At 39.5% G+C, this 20187-nt stretch carries 8 protein-coding genes; 5 read left to right on the forward strand and 3 right to left on the reverse strand.

Features of this window, described 5'->3' with window-relative positions; genetic code table 11:
- Window positions 1–224 precede the first annotated feature (224 nt).
- Window positions 225–7766 (reverse strand): vacuolating cytotoxin domain-containing protein, encoded by a 7542-nt coding sequence (locus FIM66_RS06895; protein WP_140600278.1) that lies wholly within the window; start codon window positions 7764–7766, stop codon window positions 225–227.
- An 80-nt stretch (window positions 7767–7846) separates the two neighbouring features.
- Window positions 7847–8845, reverse strand: coding sequence for a type I glyceraldehyde-3-phosphate dehydrogenase (gene gap / locus FIM66_RS06900; RefSeq protein ID WP_140490894.1), 999 nt, complete (start codon window positions 8843–8845; stop codon window positions 7847–7849).
- Between the two features lie 144 nt (window positions 8846–8989).
- On the opposite strand from gap, the gene FIM66_RS06905 reads away from it, so the two are divergent.
- The 5 genes from FIM66_RS06905 (at window position 8990) to hofG (ending at window position 17872) form a co-directional block, all read left to right on the forward strand.
- On the forward strand, window positions 8990–9682 hold the full coding sequence (locus tag FIM66_RS06905) for a Bax inhibitor-1/YccA family protein (RefSeq protein ID WP_033752115.1): 693 nt from the start codon (window positions 8990–8992) through the stop codon (window positions 9680–9682).
- 97 nt (window positions 9683–9779) lie between these two features.
- Window positions 9780–13037 carry a carbamoyl-phosphate synthase large subunit gene (gene carB / locus FIM66_RS06910; RefSeq protein ID WP_140600279.1) on the forward strand — a complete coding sequence of 1086 codons (3258 nt, stop codon included), beginning with the start codon at window positions 9780–9782 and terminating at the stop codon, window positions 13035–13037.
- 4 nt (window positions 13038–13041) lie between these two features.
- The gene (locus FIM66_RS06915; RefSeq protein WP_140600280.1) at window positions 13042–13473 is read left to right on the forward strand and encodes a Sua5 YciO YrdC YwlC family protein; all 432 of its coding nucleotides are present in this window, start codon (window positions 13042–13044) and stop codon (window positions 13471–13473) included.
- Window positions 13474–13644: 171 nt separating this feature from the next.
- A complete protein-coding gene (locus FIM66_RS06920) occupies window positions 13645–16080 on the forward strand; it encodes a TonB-dependent receptor domain-containing protein (RefSeq protein WP_140600281.1) in 2436 nt (811 codons plus the stop codon).
- 247 nt (window positions 16081–16327) lie between these two features.
- A complete protein-coding gene (hofG, locus tag FIM66_RS06925; RefSeq protein ID WP_140600282.1) occupies window positions 16328–17872 on the forward strand; it encodes an outer membrane beta-barrel protein HofG in 1545 nt (514 codons plus the stop codon).
- A gap of 718 nt (window positions 17873–18590) precedes the next feature.
- Here the strand turns inward: hofG and alpB are convergent.
- Entirely contained in the window at window positions 18591–20186 is a 1596-nt protein-coding gene (alpB, locus tag FIM66_RS06930; protein WP_140600283.1) for a Hop family adhesin AlpB, read from the reverse strand.
- Window position 20187 lies beyond the last annotated feature (1 nt).

The raw sequence follows: 20187 nt of genomic DNA on the forward strand, positions 1-20187 counted from the left end.
TGATTTTGAGCGTTAGAAATCGTTTGGATGCGTTCTTGATTTAAAAAGGGGTTATTATGCTCAACGGCATGACTGATGGAATATTCAAACCCCACGCTCGCATACGCCCCATTTTCTTCAGCGATACAAAAAGATAAAAATAATAAGGGTAAAGAAAATAAGGTTTTTTGCATGGTTGATCCTGCTATAAATTGGGCTTGTTAAAAATGGGCTTAATGATACCATTAAAAAGCATAGCGCATACCAATATTTCCGGTAATATTAATATCTTTATAATCAAGCCCAAACCTAGCCCCAATGCCCGCATTCACATAAAAGGTTTTGAATAACCTTATCTCCCCGCCTGTGATAATGCTGGCAAAAGTGTTGTATCTGCCACCATCTCTATAGCTTAGGGTGTTATTACCAATAAAACGCACCATTTTATCCCCCATAGAATTAATGAATAAATCTCTACCCACATCCGCAATCACAAAATAATAAGAGTTTTTATTGAAATAATGCCGACTTTCTAGGGCAAAATTGATCGTTAGAACGGATTTTTTATTAGGGTCAGCATTGGCTCTGAATTGGTTGTAAATAGGATCATCCATAATACCCCTTAAACCAGACAAACCAATGTAATAATAGGCTAAGCCTACTTGAGGTTTAAAAATAACGCTTTTATCTTTAAACATGAAATCATAGCCATAATTGATTTTAGCGTCAGTCGTCCAAGTGTCGTATTTGTAAGACTGATTGATGATTGAGAGTAGGGGGTCATAGGAGTTGATGAAAGTTTTATTGTATCCCCAAGTCTCATTCAAGCTCATGGTTAATTCGCTTCTTTTGATAAACGCTCGGCTATAAACGCCCATATTGACATTGCTAGAGCCTGATTGCGTGATATTTCCATGAAACCCGCTATACCCATAAGCGGCATAACCCCCCACAATCACGCCCTTAATAAACCTATCATACCCTACATTGATACCATATAAAGTTCCAGTGCCTCCATTAATGAAACTAGCCCCTCCAACTCCTGTCGCCCACACATTATTTTTGACTCTGTTTCTTTGAGAATATTTTAAAATCACATCCATAGCGTTAGGGATCGCATCAGCGAATCGCTTGTTTTTAAGGGCTTCTAAGCGCTCGTGAAAATCAGCACTAGCAAAGGTTGAAGTGTCAGAGAGCTTGGCTAAACGGCTCATTTGTTGCGTGTAGGTGTTGATCCGTAAAATATTAGTGGCATCATTTTTAAAATCAGGATTAGCGATGACTTCTAAAGTGTTAGCGATGTCTCCAACGATCGTGGTTAAATCTTTTGTGGAATGGCTTTCTAAATAATAGGGAGCGAATAAAGGGCTTCCCTTAGTTTCAAAGATTTTATTGAGCCAACTAATCGCTTGACTGCCTCCAGCTTGATCAATACTATCCACGCCTTGAGTGCCCTGAATTTGAGCGATATATTGTTTTAAAGTGGGGGCTTGTAAGTTATTGATAGGATCGTTAGAAACAGCGATTTTCACTTTATTATAAAGAATGGAAGTGTAAATGTATTGATTTTGAGAGTCCTTAAAGCCTACAACTAAACCGCCATCTTTAATATTCACGGCTTGCCCGTTATAGGTTAAGCCGTTGTCAGTCATCACCATGTGCTTGCCATTAATATCAATGAGCGCATAAAGCTTAAGGTAATTATCTAGGCTACTGCCTCCTGTGATTTGGTTGTTATACCCATAATAAATGGCTTTAGCGCTATCAATAAGCGTATAAGTGCCGGCTTCTTTTGAAGAAGTGTTGAATTGGATTAAGGGGTTATTGCTATTAGCCATGATTGTCGCTGCGCCTTGAGCGTTGATAATAGCATGGCTAACTGAATGGCTGAGATTAAACACCAAATCGCCATAGCTGTTAAAATTCCCCATAACATTCAAACCACTAGCGTTAGTGCTTAAAGTCGCTTGTTGGTTTAAGGTGAAATTACCATTAATATTGGCCGTAGAGTTAGAGGCGTTGTTAAAAGCGTTAGTGATCGTCAAATTATTGGCTTGCAAGGTCGCATTTTCATTAAGATTGAGCGTGCCTATAACGCTATTATTTGTTACTTGAGACAAATCAATAGCCCCATTAGAAGCGATTGCACCTAAGAAAGTGAAATTATTAGCGTGCACGCTTAAAGATTCATTAGTGGGGGTTACGCTAGAGTTTGTAGAATAGCTGTTTTTGGTTGTGGGGCAATTGGCTAAATTGACACAAATTTCCCCTTTTTGAACGCTCACGTTATTCAAACCCGCATTAAGGCTTAAGCCATTAGTGGCGTTTAGGGTTGTGATATTGATATTAGAAACACCATTAGAAGCAAAAATCAATGTGCCTTGATACTTGCTAAAATCAATCGTATTATCGCCATTAAAAATAATAGACTTGTTAGCGACAAAATTCAAACTGCCCCCCGTAGCGTTGCTAAAAGAGCTATTATTGACAAAAACATAGCCGTTACTTAAAAAGTTAAAATACCCTTTTTGCCAAAAATCATGCAAGCCTCTAGGCGATAAAAGAGCGCCTAAATCGTTTTCTTTGAGTGCGTTTTGTAAAGAGGGCGGCAACACGCTCCCTAAACCTTGATTATAAACGCCGCTCAACCCGCCTTGAGAAATGATATTATTGATGATATTGCTCACTAAACCTTGACTTTCTAGCTTTTTAATGACATCTTGTCCTAAAAACTCGTTCAACAAGTCGTTCGCTACCACACCAATGTCTTTTTGCAGGCTTGTAGGGGGGTTAGTAATATCCTTTAAAATCACGCCTAAAATAGAACTTATCTCAGAAGCGTCTATATACCCACCGATAAAATTCAAAAGCCCTTTATCGTCTAGCATGCTTTTTAAAGACTGCTTAGCAAGGTAGTTTTCTATGATGGATGGGGTAACAAAATTACCAAAAATGCTTAGTTTTTGACTGATAATATTTTGGATTTCATTCATGACTCCACTATTATTCAATAAATCATCTAAGTTATTTTGACCTATAAGTTGGCCTAAGGTTTCATCTTGCAAGCTAGCGGGTAATTCCTTACTCAAAGGGCTTAGAGCGTTTTCTATAAAGTTTCCTAAACCGCCGGCTTGCTTGATTTTTTCCATAGCCATTTGACTGAGAACATTCGCTAAATTCCCTTGATTAAAGATTTCATTAATCCCTTTTTGACCCAAAAGATTAAAGATATTGTCTGTAGCTTGAGCTTCTATGTTGGCTTTATTCAACACTAAGTTATTAGCGCTTTGAAAGGTTACATCCGCACTCCCTCCGCTTTCAAAGGCGTTACCACTTCCAATTGTTCCGGTAATATAAATGCTTTTAGCTTTAAAATCAGCGTTAATGTAGCCTAAATAGGGGGAAGTTGAGCCTAATAATTGCCCCAAGTAAGTGTTTCTAAAAGAAGAACAAGTAGCGCTATCCAGCGTGCAAGGACTGCTATAGCCATTGCCTCCAAACCAAATAGAGCTAGTAGAGTTTGTAACATTATCTTGAGTAGCGCCTATAATTAGATTCCCGTTATTAAAGGTTTGATTGATGTCGTTAGTCAAATGGTTGATCGTTTCTAGGAGCGCTTGCTTTTGCGCTTGGGTGATTTTAATCTTGTCTAAGAGTTGCAACACTTCATTGATGTTAGTGATATTGTCTAATTGGTTGGATTCAATCATTTCTTTTAAGGCAGCGGAATTTTGAGAAAGGATCCCTAAAAGCGTTTTTAAATTCTCGCTAGAAAAACCCTTATTGTAGATATTTAAACTATTCAAAGGCTGGTTAAACGGGCTATAAGTGCCTGGGGCTTGAGGAGTTTGAGAGCCTTTAGGGGTGAAAAGGCCTTTAATGTTGCTTGTCAAGTAATAAGTGCCTGCTTGGTTATCGCTATAATCATAACTATAACCGGTAGGATTTTGCTTAGAAGCTTGGTAATTATAAAGCTCAGGAGCGATATTAAAAATAGTGTTAGAAGCCGAGTTGGGGTTATTTAAAACTTCTATGGTTAGATCCCCATTTTTAATGCTCTCTTGAATGATTTGAGAGGAATTGAGAGGGTTTATAAACGACCAAGTTTGAATGTTGTTATTATCGCTATAGGTAGCGTTTTGGATTTTCATGCCATAAAAAAGGATTTTTTCATAGCCATTAGCCCCACTAATGCCAGTAATCCCTTTTTGAGCGTTTAGGATGTTGTAAGTTACAGATTTTGTAATGTTGTCAAAAATATTGATGTCAGATAAATTAATATCCCCATTATTCCCTAAAACAAACTGCCCGCTAACGCTCATTAAAGCCTTAGCTAAAGAGGGCGCATAACCATTAAAATTCAACGCCCCATTAGCCGTAAGGTTATTAAAACTCAATGAGCTTGCGCTGTCAAAATTAAAGCTTGCTGTATCAATAGTCGTGTTGCCTCCAAAATCAGCCTGGCTTGCACCTTGAAAATTGATATTAGCGTTCAAAGAGCTTGTGTTATTGGCTGATAAAACGCTATCGTCTAAATTAATAGTGGTGTCGTTTGAAAAACTAGCGTTAGAAGCGTTGAGCTTGCTGTTAGCGTTAAGACTGAGTGTCCCGCCATTAAAAAAGAGGCTATTAAAGGTTGCTTGACTCCCGTTATAAATATTGAGACTCGCTTGATTGTTAAAAGCACTTGATCCATTGGCATTCAAAACGCTTTGATTGTCTAAACTTAAATTAGAATTATTATCAAGCGTTAAAGAATTTTTAAAAGCGGCTTGACTTTTATTACCAAGCGTGATATTGGCGTTGTTTTGCAAGGTTGTATCGCCATTAAAGTTCAGCAAACTTTGAGAACTGAGCGTAAAATTCGTGTTGCCTAAAAGCTGTGTAGTAGCGTTAAAATTGCTTGTCCCCCTAGAATACAAGACATTGAAAACCGCTTGCGTGTTATTGAAAATAAGGCTATTAGCCTGCAAATTATAGATTGCTCCCCCATTCAAACGAGAATTGATAAAGCTTAAAGAATTAGAAGCGTTAGCGCTGATAGTGCTTGATCCTCCAGGGTTTGTAAAGCCGCTGAACGAAGCGTTAGAAAACGAAATGTTCTTAGCGCTAAAACTGAATTTCCCCCAAGTCATATCGCTAAAACTGGAATCAGTCACGCTGATATTATTCATAGCGTCAAAAATGGCATAGGAATGCTGACTAGCCCCCGTTTGAATCATTTTAGTAACGGTTTCAGCGTCATTATAATTCAAGCCATCCATAGTGATATTATCGCTTGCTTTAAAGGTGATGTTCGCTCCCCCACCATCTGAGTCTGAAACGCCTTCACCGGTTTTAAAATTATTGGTCAAGTAAATATTAGCCGCATTAAAAGTCCCCGTGATATAGCCAAAGCCTCCATGCCCTATCCAAATCAACCCATTATCATTCACGCTCTCTGTGTTATTCCCTATGATCAAAGTGCCATTTTGGATATTAACGCTAAAACTCCTCCCTAACAAATTAGCCGTATAAGTGCTGAGCGTGTTCCCGCTTTGACCGCTCTGTCCTGAAAGGTTGGGATCAATATAATAAATGCCTTGTTTTGAGTAAGTTTTGTTTTGAAGCCAATAAACCCCATTCCACACGCTTTCTGCAGGTGGATTTTGAGTAGGGGGCGTGGGCGGGACTTGACTAGGGGGAGTGTTTGGCGCTGTGTGTTTTGTAGGAGTGGGTGTAGGGCTTGTAGGCTTAGCGTTAGCTATCGCTTGTTCCAATCCCTCTTGTTCCGTATTAAAAGCGTTTTTATCGTTCTGTAAGGTTTTTAAATCTTGTTGTTCTTTGCTTTGTGCATTCTTGAAAGCTTGTTCATTAAAGCCTGTGGTGGAGTTGGCTAATTGTTTGATTTGGGCTAAATCTTTTTCTAACGCTTTTTCGTCTTGTTGGATTTGTTGGTTGGTGTTTTCTAAACTTTGAGTGTCTTTAGCGATAGTGGTGTTTTTATTGTTGGTGTAGTCTGTATCATTGCTTGCGATCGTGTTGTCGCTAGTAACCTTATTCAAAGCGTTTTGGGAATGAGTGAGATCCTCTTGATAGGTCTTTTGGGCTTGAGCTTGTTCTTGTTTTTGTTGTTGTTCTTGTTTTTGTTGTTGTTCTTGTTTTTGTTGTTGTTCTTGTTTTTGTTGTATCGCTTTATTTAAACTATCTTGTTCCGTATTAAAAGCGTTTTCATCGTTTTGTAAGGTTTGTTCATCTTGTTGTTCTTGTTTTTGAGCTTGATTGAAGGCTTGCTCGTTAAAGCCTGTGGTGGAGTTGGCTAATTGTTTGATTTGAGCTAAATCTTTTTCTAAGGCTTGTTCGTCTTGAGCGATTTGTTGGTTAGTGTTTTCTAAATTCTGAGCGTCTTTTTTGATAGTAGGATTACTGCTTTTAGTGTAGTCTGTATCGCTATTTGCGATCTCATTATCACTAGCAGCGTTATTTAGAGTGCTCTGTGAATCACTCAAGTCTTGTTGGTAGGTTTTTTGGGCTTGTTGTTGTAAATCGTCTCCTAAAAATTGGGTAATAATGGATTGGTTGTTAAAGGTTTCTTGTAAGGTTTCATCTTGCCCGTTAATATCAAAGGTTACATCATAAGTGTTATTGCCCACTTCAACATGGCTAATGGCTTTATCGCCCTTATAGTTGATTAGATCCCACAAATAGCTTTGATAAACCCCATACTGAATGGTCCCGTTTGTCGTAAGAATGTCATAGGTTTGATTATTAAGGGTTTGATTGAGGTTAAAAACCGCACCAGAACCAAAAGACACACTGCCTTTAAGGCTGGCAAAAGGCGAACTTGAATTTAAAGTGTTAATGCCTAAGAAACTCACCTTGCTAGTATTAAAGCTATAAGTCCCTTGGTTGAAGGTGTCGTTATTGAAGATGGCGTTGTCAGTAAAATTATAAGTGCCTTGATTGAAATTGCTGTTTTCAAAAGTGGATTGGGTGCTATTAAAGTGATAAGTGCCTTGATTGAAGTTAGTTTGATTGAAAGAGATAACGCTATTATTGTTATTACCGCTGAAACTAAAGCCCCCATCAGTGTCGTCTGTAAAGCTAGAGCCACTGACCTTGATATTAGAGCCTTTAAAATTCATGTAAGATTTTTGTGTCCCTGCATCGCTGTTATCAAAACTCGCTTGATTGATAGTGAGGTTATTAGTTGCATTAAAATTGAGCGTGGCCCCACCGCCATCAGCGTATGAGTTTCCGGTTGTTAAATGGCTAGAATTAAAATTAATCGTTTGAGCGTCATAAGTGCCTGTGATATAGCCTACATCACCTCCATTAATACCTGTGCCTCCAAAGCGGATATTCCCTCCCACATTAAGCGTGCCATTATTGAATTTTTGCGTGAAACTAGCCCCACCAGCACTATAAGTGGTAAGGGTGTTCAAATAATAAGTCCCAGAGCCTTGAGCGCTACTAAAAAGGCAATAAGAGTTGTGCGTGGGTGAATTAGGACCGCTTTCAATATTGTCTTGATAACTCCAAGACGACCATGACCAATAACGGCATTCGCTAGCCCTTAGGTGGGATAATCCCCCTAACGCTCCTATCAATAAAACCGAAGCTTTTAAAAAAGATTTGTTGCGATTAGAGAGCTTTTTAATAGGTTTTAAAGCTTTTTTATGGCGTTTTAAGGGCTTTTCACGCTTTAAGATTTGATTCAATGTGAAAATTTTCTTTGAGATCTTATTCAATTTGAAAGATCCTTTTGAAATAAACTTAGAAATCAATCTGGCCTTTTTAAACGCCATTTAAAACTCCAATCGTTTTTATTAAATCCCACATTATACAACTTGATGTTAAACAAACTCAAAAAGATTCGCAAAATGACTTAATAATGATACATAAACTGCGCCATATCCACCAAACGATTAGAATACCCCCATTCGTTATCATACCACCCCATGATTTTGACCATATTCTCTAGAGTGAAAGTCAAATCAGGCGCGATGATAACGCTATTAGGGTTAGAAATGAAATCAGAACTCACCCTTTCTTTTAAATCTATCTCTAACACGCCTTTTAAAGTCCCTTTGGAAGCTTCAATCAACAAATCATTGATCGGATCTTTAAAGGCCTTTTTTTCTAAAAACAAACTCAAATCTATCATGGACACATCAAGGCTAGGCACCCTCACGCTATGCCCATGCATTTTGTTTTTGAGATTGGGTAACACTTTATGCAAGGCTAGAGCGGCTTTAGTGGTGGTGGGGATAATGTTGCTTGCGGCCGCTCTGGAGCGCCGTTTATCCAAAGGGTGGGCCAAATCAATGAGTTTTTGATCGCTTGTATAGCTATGGATAGTCGTTAGCATGCCCTCTTTAATCTTAAAAACTTTGTCTAAAATCGCGCAAATGGGCGCGATAGCGTTAGTCGTGCAAGAGGCGTTAGAAACAATGGCTTGGTTTTGATAGAGAAAATGATTGATGCCATACACTAAAGTGGGGTATTGTTTTTCATCGTATTCGCCCATAAAGGGAGCGGATAACAACACCTTTTTAGCCCCAAGCAAAAGGTAATTTTCTAGCGTTTTAGGCTCTAAAAACTTCCCTGAACACTCTATGATAACATCCACGCCCCTCAAGTCTTTGATACTATTAAAAACAGGGATTTCTAACGAGCCGATAATAAGCTTGTAATGAGAGTAACGCACCTCTTTATTGAGCAATCCATGCGTGCTGTCATGCTCTAAAAGATAAGCGAGAATTTCCCAATTAGCAGGATCATTGATGCCTATCACTTCTAGTTGAGGGTTTGTATCATTGCGCTCTAAAATCGCTCTTAAAACGCATCTCCCAATGCGGCCAAATCCATTGATAAAAATTTTCATCGTAACTATTATCCTATTTTCAGACTTCAACTTCAATTTTAGGGGGTTTTGTTTGGTATTTTACTACATTTTGTGCTATTATATTGGACCTAGCTGTAGGGTTAATTAAAATTGTTTATTGAGTTGAAATTCAAGGAGTAAAACATGGCATTGTATGACAGAGCTAATTCTCGTAACGCGTATGCAGAAGATTCTGTGTTGCATGAAAGCGAGCTGGTAAGTTTTGTTAAAACGACTTACAAGTTCTTTGCGGGCAGTTTGTTATTAGCGACTATTGGGGCGTTATTGGGTTTAATGAATTTTCAAGCCGTAGTGCAGTATAAATGGGTATTTTTTATCGCTGAAATTGCGGCGTTTTTTGGTTTGATGTTTTCTAAATCCAAACCCGGATTGAATCTATTCATGTTGTTTGCTTTCACTTCATTATCAGGGGTTACTCTAGTGCCTTTGTTGGGTATGGTGATCGCAAAAGCTGGTTTAGGGGCGATTTGGCAAGCTTTAGGCATGACAACTATTGTTTTTGGTTTGATGAGCGTGTATGCCCTTAAGACTAAAAACGACTTGGCGAATATGGGTAAAATGCTCTTTATCGCTTTGATTGTGGTGGTGGTGTGTTCGCTCATTAACTTGTTTTTGGGCAGCCCCATGTTCCAGGTTGTCATTGCGGGAGCGAGTGCGGTTTTATTCAGTCTTTACATCGCTTATGACACCCAAAATATCGTTAAGGGCATGTATGATAGCCCCATTGATGCGGCGGTGAGCTTGTATTTAGACTTTTTGAATGTCTTCATTTCTATCTTGCAAATCATTGGTATTTTTTCAGACAGAGACAAATAGTTTGAAAAAATAGGGGGGATACCACGCAAAAACCTAATAAAAAATACTTTAAAATATTGATAACGCTTCGTTTACATTCTTTCTTTAAGGATTAGTTATGCCTAAACGCACCGATATTTCCAACATTCTACTGATAGGATCAGGCCCTATTGTGATCGGGCAAGCTTGCGAATTTGACTACTCAGGGACTCAAAGTTGTAAAACCTTAAAATCTTTAGGTTATAGAGTGATCTTAATCAATTCTAACCCAGCCACCGTGATGACTGACCCTGAATTTTCTCATCAAACTTATATCCAACCCATCACTGGAGAAAATATCGCCGCTATCATCAAAAAAGAAAAGATTGACGCTATTTTACCCACAATGGGCGGACAAACCGCTTTGAATGCGGTCATGCAAATGCACCAAAAGGGCATGTTAGAAGGCGTGGAGCTTTTAGGGGCTAAGATTGAAGCGATTAAAAAAGGCGAAGACAGGCAGGCTTTCAAAGAAGCGATGTTAAAAATCGGGATGGATTTGCCTAAAGGACGTTACGCTTATAGCGAGTTAGAAGCCCTAGAAGCCATTAATGAAATTGGCTTTCCAGCCATTATTAGAGCGAGTTTCACTCTGGCTGGTGGGGGGAGCGGGGTCGCTTATAATATTGAAGAGTTTCAAGAATTGGCTAAAAACGCCCTAGACGCTTCGCCCATTAATGAAATTTTGATTGAAGAGTCCTTATTGGGGTGGAAAGAATACGAAATGGAGGTCATACGAGACAGCAAGGATAATTGCATCATTGTGTGCTGCATTGAAAACATTGACCCCATGGGCGTTCATACCGGCGATAGCATCACCATCGCTCCAAGCCTCACCTTAACCGATAAAGAATACCAACGCATGCGCGATGCGAGCTTTGCGATTTTAAGAGAAATTGGCGTGGATACGGGCGGGAGCAATGTGCAGTTTGCGATCCACCCAGAGACTTTAAGAATGGTTGTGATTGAAATGAACCCACGAGTGAGCCGTAGCTCCGCATTAGCTTCAAAAGCGACCGGGTTTCCCATTGCAAAAGTGGCTACCATGCTTGCGGTGGGTTTTAGCTTAGATGAAATTAAAAACGATATTACCAACACCCCGGCGAGTTTTGAGCCTAGTTTGGATTATATCGTGGTGAAAATCCCTCGCTTTGCGTTTGAAAAATTTGCCGGTGTTTCTAGCACTTTAGGGACTTCCATGAAAAGCATTGGCGAAGTGATGGCGATAGGGGGGAATTTCTTAGAAGCCTTACAAAAAGCGCTATGCTCTTTGGAAAACAATTGGCTAGGGTTTGAATCGTTAAGCAAAGATTTAGAAATGATAAAAAAGGAAATCCGCCGGCCCAATCCCAAACGCTTGCTCTATATCGCTGATGCGTTCAGGCTCGGCGTTAGCGTGGATGAAGTGTTTGAATTGTGCCAGATTGACAGGTGGTTTTTATCTCAAATCCAAAAGCTAGTCAAAGCAGAAGAAAGCATCAATTCTAGCGTTTTAACGGACGCCAAAAAATTAAGAGGGCTTAAAAATTTAGGCTTTAGCGATGCTAGGATTGCCGCTAAAATCAAAGAAAATGACAATTTAGAGGTGAGTCCTTTTGAAGTGGAATTAGCTAGATCTAATTTACAAATCGTGCCCCATTTTGAAGAAGTGGACACTTGTGCGGCGGAGTTTTTATCGCTCACGCCTTATTTGTATTCCACCTATGCCCCTAACCCTTTGCCCCCTATTGAAAACAAACAAGAAAAACAAGAAAAGAAAATCCTAATCATAGGCTCTGGACCTAATCGCATCGGTCAAGGCATTGAATTTGATTATTGTTGCGTGCATGCGAGCTTTGCTTTGAAAGATTTAAACATTAAAAGCGTCATGCTCAATTGCAATCCAGAAACCGTGAGCACGGATTATGATACAAGCGATACGCTCTATTTTGAACCCATTCATTTTGAGTGCGTGAAGAGCATCATTCAAAGGGAGCGAGTGGATGGCATTATCGTGCATTTTGGGGGACAAACCCCTTTAAAACTCGCTAAAGATTTAGCCAAAATGCAAGCCCCCATTATTGGCACGCCTTTTAAAGTGATTGATATTGCTGAAGACAGGGAAAAATTTTCCCTCTTTTTAAAAGAGCTTGACATCAAGCAGCCCAAAAACGGCATGGCTAAGAGTGTTGATGAAGCTTATAGCATCGCTAATGTGATTGGTTTCCCTATTATCGTGCGCCCTAGTTATGTGCTAGGCGGTCAACACATGCAAATTTTAGAAAATATTGAGGAATTGCACCATTATTTAGAAAGCGTTACACATGCTTTAGAGATTAGCCCTAAAAACCCGCTTCTCATTGATAAGTTTTTAGAAAAAGCAGTGGAATTAGATGTGGATGTTATTTGCGATAAAAAAGAGGTTTATATTGCCGGCATTTTACAGCATATTGAAGAAGCCGGAATCCATTCAGGCGATTCGGCATGCTTTATCCCTTCCACTTTAAACCCTGAAATTTTAGATGAAATTGAGCGAGTGAGCGCGAAAATCGCTCTGCATTTAGGCGTAGTAGGGCTATTGAATATCCAATTTGCTGTTTATGAAAATTCGCTGTATTTGATTGAAGTCAATCCCAGAGCCAGCCGAACCGTGCCTTTTTTAAGCAAGGCTTTAGGCGTTCCTTTAGCCAAAGTGGCGACTAGGGTTATGGTGTTAGAAGATTTGAAAGAAGCCTTGAAGTTTTATGATAAAAAAAATATCGTAGAGTATTCTAAAGGCGTTTATAAGCCTAAAATGCCCCATTTTGTGGCTTTAAAAGAAGCGGTTTTCCCTTTTAATAAACTTTATGGATCGGATTTGATTTTAGGGCCTGAGATGAAAAGCACCGGCGAAGTGATGGGGATTGCTAGATCTTTAGGGCTTGCATTTTTCAAGGCTCAAACGGCTTGCTTTAACCCTATTAAAAACAAGGGGCTTATTTTTGTTTCTATTAAAGATAAGGATAAAGAAGAAGCATGCGTTTTAATGAAGCGATTGGTTCAGTTAGGCTTTGAATTGTGCGCCACAGAAGGCACGCATAAAGCTTTAGAAAAAGCTGGGGTGAAGTCTTTAAAAGTGCTTAAAATCTCTGAAGGCCGCCCCAATATCATGGATTTGATGATGAATGGGGAAATCAGCATGGCTATCAACACCAGCGATCACAAATCTCAAGATGACGCCAAACTCATCCGCGCTTCTGTGCTTAAAAACCATGTGAGTTATTTCACGACTTTAAGCGCGATAGAAGTCTTACTTTTAGCGTTAGAAGAAAGCTCTCAAAAAGACGAGTTGTTAGCCTTACAAGACTATTTAAAGTAGCTTGATGGCATTAGTGTATCTCGTTCAAAGCGATACCACTATAGGGCTGCTTTCTAAAGACAGCGAAAAGCTCAACGCCTTAAAAGGTCGCCCTAAAAACCAAAGCGTTTTAATAGAAAGCGCTGATTTTAGCATCCTAAAAAGCCTGGTGCGCGTGCCCAATGCGTTTAAAAGCCTCATTAGAAGAAGCGCTAAAACCACTTTTATTTATCCTAACTCTAAGGCCGTTCGTGTAATTAGGGGCAGGCATGGGGATTTTTTAAAGCGTTTTAAAACGCTCTATAGCACCTCAGCCAACCTCACCCGATGCGCCTATGATAAAGAGATCGCTTTCAAGCTCGCTGATGTGATTGTGAGCGATGAAAGGGGTTTGTTTGAAAGCTCTAGCTCTAAAATGTTCAGGCTCTATAAAGATAAAAAAGTGAGAGTGAGGTAGAAAAGACCTTTCGCATTCTGTGCGTTTTGGGTTTTTGTGGGATTTTTCTAAAAGTTTATCATTTGTTTATTAAAAATGTCTAGCTCTTTTAAGGTGGTTGTAATATTTTTTTGATTATAATAACACCTTTATTTTTTAAGAGAAATTATTATAATAAGTAGGATTTTAAGAATGAATGACAAGCGTTTTAGAAAGTATTGTAGTTTTTCTATTTTTTTGTCCTTATTAGGAATGTTTGAATTGGAGGCCAAAGAAGAAGAAAAAGAAGAAAAAAAGACGGAAAGGAAAAAAGAAAAGAACGCCCAACACACTCTGGGCAAAGTTACCACTCAAGCGGCTAAAATCTTTAATTACAACAACCAAACAACCATTTCAAGTAAAGAATTAGAAAGAAGGCAAGCCAACCAAATCAGCGACATGTTTAGGAGAAACCCTAATATTAATGTGGGCGGTGGCGCGGTCATGGCGCAAAAAATTTATGTGCGCGGTATTGAAGACAGATTGGCTAGGGTTACGGTGGATGGCGCGGCGCAAATGGGCGCAAGCTATGGGCATCAAGGCAATACGATTATTGACCCTGGAATGCTCAAAAGCGTGGTGGTTACTAAGGGGGCGGCTCAAGCGAGCGCGGGGCCTATGGCTTTGATTGGCGCGATCAAAATGGAGACTAGAAGCGCGAGCGATTTTATCCCTAAAGGTAAAGACTACGCCATAAGTGGGGCTGCCACTTTTTTGACCAACTTTGGGGATCGAGAAACCGTGATGGGCGCTTATCGTCATAATCATTTTGATGCACTTTTGTATTACACGCACCAAAATATTTTTTACTATCGTGATGGGGATAATGCGATGAAAAATCTTTTTGACCCTAAAGCGGATAATAAAGTTACAGGAAGTCCTAGTAAACAAAACAATGTGATGGCTAAGATCAATGGTTATTTGAGCGAAAGAGATACCTTAACGCTCAGTTATAACATGACTAGAGATAACGCTAACCGCCCTTTAAGAGCGAATTTTACAGGCACTTTTTTACCCTATTCTTGCGGTGATTTTAACGCTTTCCCTAACGAGAAAAACCCTAGCGATTGTTTGTTTGAAAATGACGCTAGTTTGTTTAAAACTTATAGCGTCAATTTAGTGCATAACATGAGTTTGAATTATGAAAGAGAAGGGGGGAGCCGTTTTGGTGATCCTAAATTAAAAATCAATGGTTATACAAGTATCAGGAATATCCAAATTGATCCGCTTTTCAGGCCTAACGATATAGCGACTATCATCCCTTTCACCCCAAATCCAAAACTTGGCGAAGAAAATGAATGCGTGGCGCAAGGGGGTATTTATAACGCTCTTAAACAAACTTGCTCCATCACTTTTAAAAGCCTTGGAGGGGGTTCTGTGGTGGCTAATAAAAATTTATTCATCATCAATTCCGGGTTCAATGCGAATGTGATCCACACCATAGACCATAAGAATGACAATCTTTTGGAATACGGGTTGAATTACCAAAACTTAACCACTTTTGATAAAGCGATCCCTAATAGCGAATTAGTCAAACCCGGCGATGCCCCTGACGCATGTTTAAGGGTTATGGGTCCCAATGATCCTAACATGAATGGGCGCTGCCAACGAAATGGCGCTACTGCGAATGTGGTTGGGGTGTATGCGCAAGCGAATTACACCTTGCACCCTATGGTAACTTTAGGGGCAGGGACTCGTTATGATGTCTATACTTTAGTGGATAAAGACTGGCAATTGCACATAACCCAAGGGTTTAGCCCTAGCGCGGCTTTAAACATCTCGCCTTTAGAAAATTTGAATTTCAGGCTTTCTTACGCGTATGTAACTAGAGGCCCTATGCCTGGAGGTTTGGTGTGGATGCGTCAAGACAATTTGCGCTATAACCGCAATTTAAAGCCAGAAATTGGGCAAAATGTGGAATTTAACACCGAATACAGCAGTGAGTATTTTGATTTCAGGGCCGCAGGTTTTGTCCAACTGATTTCTAACTACATCAACCAATTTTCTTCAACGCTTTTTGTAACCAACTTGCCCGCAAAAGATATTATTTATGTGCCTGGTTATGAAGTTTCAGGGACGGCTAAATACAAGGGTTTTTCTTTAGGCTTGAGCGTGGCGCGATCATGGCCTTCTTTAAAAGGGCGCTTGATCGCTGATGTGTATGAATTGGCTGCCACGACAGGCAATGTGTTTATTTTAACGGCAAGCTATACAATCCCACGCACCGGCCTTAGCATCACTTGGCTTTCACGCTTTGTTACAGATTTGAGTTATTGCTCTTATAGCCCTTATCGCAACGGCCCTACGGATATTGACAGACGGCCTAGCAATTGCCCTAAAACGCCCGGGATTTTTTATGTGCATAAGCCCGGCTATGGGGTGAGCAGTTTTTTTGTAACCTACAAACCCACCTATAAGAAGCTTAAAGGCTTGAGCTTGAATGCGGTGTTTAACAATGTTTTTAACCAACAATATATTGATCAAGCAAGCCCGGTGATGAGCCCTGATGAACCCAATCAAGACAAATACGCAAGAGGCATGGCAGAGCCTGGCTTTAACGCTAGGTTTGAAATTTCTTATAAATTTTAATAATGGAGCTAAAAATGAGGGTTTCATAGGTGGCGGGTTTAATCAAAAATAAAACATTCTTTAGAAGTAACAAATATATGATTTTAATCCTTTAGTTTTAAACCAATTTACAATGAAAGGTTATTTTTTGTAAAATTTTGTAAAATAGGGTTGTGGATTTTAATTAATATTTTAATTTTATGTTATTTTTGATTATAATTATAATCTCAACAAAAAAGATCATGCAATTAAAATTAGGGAGAGTTTAGTGAGGCAAGAAAAATATTTTTTGACTTCTTCTTTATCGCTTTTATCGTTTTTATTATGTCCTGCAGAAGCTTTTGATTATCGGTTTAGCGGTCGTATAGAGAACTTTTCTAAGATTGGTTTTAACAATTCTCAAATCAATACTAAAAAAGGGATTTATCCTACTGAAAGTTTTATAGATATTGTAACTTTAGCGCAAGTCAAAGTCAATTTACTCCCTAAAGGCACCGAAAACCACAGGCTCTCTGTTTCTTTGGGTGGGGCGATTGCAGCCATTCCTTACGATAAGACTAAGAACGATATTAACCAAGCTAACGGGAAGATTTTTGGCTCAATTGTAGAGAATTTCATTGGGGGCTATCATGGATACTTTTTTAACAAGTATCTTGGCCCTGCTTATGCGGGGACTTCTCAATCAGCGAGCTATCATGCAAGGCCTTATGTGGTGGATACCGCTTTTTTACGATACGATTACAAAGATGTTTTTGGGTTTAAGGCGGGGCGTTATGAAGCGAATATTGATTTTATGAGCGGATCGAATCAAGGGTGGGAAGTGTATTATCAGCCCTATAAGACTGAAACGCAAAGGTTAAGATTTTGGTGGTGGAGTTCTTTTGGGAGAGGTTTAGCGTTTAACTCTTGGATTTATGAGTTTTTTGCGACAGTGCCTTATTTGAAAAAGGGAGGCAATCCTAATAACAGCAACGATTTCATCAATTATGGTTGGCATGGGATCACCACGACTTATTCTTATAAAGGTTTAGACGCTCAATTTTTTTATTATTTTGCGCCTAAGACTTATAACGCTCCCGGTTTTAAGCTAGTCTATGACACGAACAGGAATTTTGAAAATGTAGGCTTTCGCTCTCAAAGCATGATCATGACGACCTTTCCTTTATACTATAGGGGGTGGTATAACCCAGAGACAAACACTTATAGTTTAGAAGACAGCACGCCTCATGGATCGTTGTTAGGGAGGAATGGCGTTACTTTAAATATCCGCCAGGTTTTTTGGTGGGATAATTTCAACTGGTCCATTGGCTTTTATAACACCTTTGGCAATTCAGACGCTTTTTTAGGCTCTCACACGATGCCAAGGGGTAATAACACTTCCTATATCAGTAATGAAATCTCCGTAACGACTAGGCATGCCGGAATGATTGGCTATGATTTTTGGGATAATACGGCTTATGATGGGCTGGCTGATGCGATCACTAACGCTAACACTTTCACTTTTTACACTTCTGTTGGAGGGATCCATAAGCGTTTTGCATGGCATGTTTTTGGGCGCATCTCTCATGCGAATAAAAATGCGTTAGGGCAGTTGGGGAGGGCTAATGAATACTCCTTGCAATTCAATGCGAGCTATGCGTTCACTGAATCAGTCCTTCTTAACTTTAGGATCACTTATTATGGGGCTAGGATCAATAAAGGCTATCAAGTGGGGTATTTTGGAGCGCCCAAATTCAATAACCCAGATGGCGATTTTAGCGCCAATTACCAAGACAGAAGTTACATGATGACCAACCTCACGCTGAAGTTTTGATTTTCAATCACAGCAAGTTAAAAACACTCCAAGGCATTTTTTAAAACCTGAGTATAAAAGACTTTGCGCAGCTCGTTTTTTAAAAGCGCTTCCTAGAGGTTAGGGGGATTTAGTTTTGGGGGGTTGTTCCCCTTAAAAATGGGTTTTACCATAAAATTTAAAACGACAAAACAAAGTTTTAAACCACAGAAATCCTAAATATCTTTAGCGTTTGAACGCTTTCACCATTAAAGCGTTCTTGGGGGATAATCTCAATATTTGACAACATTTGATAAATATTTTGGGTTGTTTTTCTAATTATAAAAATTTTGAAGCGCTAAAGCTTTTCAAAAGTTTTTAATCAAGCGTTTTAAAATCTCAATAAGCCTTGAGCGTTGAGCTTTTGGTGAGTGGTAGCTTTTAATTAAGCGTTCTTATTTTTAAGCGTTATTAGGGGTAATTCCACTATTTGATTATTGGATAAGGGTTTTATATTGTTTCTAAAGTGGGGGTTAAAGGGTTAAATCAAAGCCTAATCGCAACAAGTTAAAAACACTCCAAGGCGTATTTTAAAATAAACATAACAAACATAATAAAAGAGCTTGCGTAAGCAAATTTTTAAGCGTTATTAGGGGGGTTAATCCCACTACTATTTGATTATTTGATAAATATTTTAAGGTTGTTTTTAAAATGGGGGTTAAAGGGTTAAATCAAAGCCTATAAAAGGCCTTGAGCTTTTTTAGAAGGCGTAGCCATAGACCCAATACACGCTATAAGGGCGGAAGTATTTCACTTCAGCACCGCCAGCTTTATAATAAGTGTTGTAAATCGTAGGGATTTGCACACCGATTTCTATAGAATGCTGGTTATGGCTTTTCAAGTCTTTTTTCAAGATACCAAAGTTCATGCGTAACCCCAAGTCAAACAAGAATTGGAATTTCGTCGCTGTAGGTCTGCTCGCAAGTTGAGGGCTGTTTCTTAGCGTGCTGATGTAAGTATCCCCTGCGAGTTGGATCCCCCCAAAGAAGCCCGCATTAAGGCTTCGGCTACCAAAAGAGCGACTAAACACATTGTAAAGCACATCAGTCCCCACCCCATAAGTGAGCAAATTGACTTGATTGTAAGTGGGGCCATTACCCACGCCCGCGCCATTATAGCTGAAGAAGCCGTAGTAGCGTAAGCCCACATTCTTGTTTTCCCCGAAGAACTGCTTATAACCGATTTTAGTGATAAACCCGTTAAACACATTCACTTGAGAGCTGTTACCGGCAGCGAAATTCCCAAGCCATGGGTTAGCTTTAAGCTCGTTATTCAAAGCGGTAACTTTAGCCAAAGTGTTTGTGGTGTTGTTTAATAGTTGGGTAGAGCGCGCTTGATCAATATTCCCGCCATAGCTCACTTGATAGCCGGTTGAATTGCTGATGTTAGCGTTGTTGGCTAGCGTCAAAGCGTTTTGAGAATTATTGACGATATTTTGCACCAGGCTAGTGAATTCCTTAGCGCTCAAATCATTCCCGGCGTTAGCCGAGTTGAAAACATGTTGCGCTAAAGCGGCGTCCAAAAACGCTGCGGCAGCCCCGCTATCACCGCTTGGCCCCATAGTGATTGAAGCTTGCTTTAGGATATAAGCGATTTGTTGAGCGGTAACACCATTTCCATAACCACTACTAGTGTTGTTTTGAAAAATCCCACCCGCTTGGTTATTGGCGTTTAAGAATGAGTTCATGTAAGTCAAATAAACGCTAGCGGTGTTAAGCTCACTGAGCTGATTGGAGAGATTTTGGCTCGTGGTATTGTTGTTGCCTTGGAAGATATTCTTGCTGATGTTTTGACTCAAAGTTTTGATAGAGCTAACCATTTCGCTATAAAGATCCAGATTGCCTTGGAAACAAGGGTTATTGCTAGTAGTAGCGGCAGCAGTGGTCGCACCACCATTACCACTACCATTATTAGTAGCACCACATTGATGGATATTGCTAGTGTTCAAAGTGGGATACAAATCAATCAAATTGCCTAATTGGTTCATAAAGAGGTTGCCCAAAGTCCCAGCGACATTGCCTCCTGTGCCTGCAATATTGATATTGGTGTTGTTTGTCGTATTAGAGTTTAACAAGCCGGCTAATTCTTCGGCTTTGATTTTACCCGGGTTTTTCACTTGTTGGACCACCTGACCTAATTCATACCCAAAGGTCATAAAGCCCCCATCTTCTTCAGCACCCACTGGATTGAAGCTCAAGCTTAACGCTAGGCTTAAAGGGGCTAAGAATCTTACTTTTTGAGATTGTGTCATTAAATTTTCCTTAATCATTTTGAATGGCTTTAAATTTTGTTTCATG

This window comes from Helicobacter pylori, from assembly GCF_006439795.1.
Lineage (GTDB): Bacteria > Campylobacterota > Campylobacteria > Campylobacterales > Helicobacteraceae > Helicobacter > Helicobacter pylori_CR.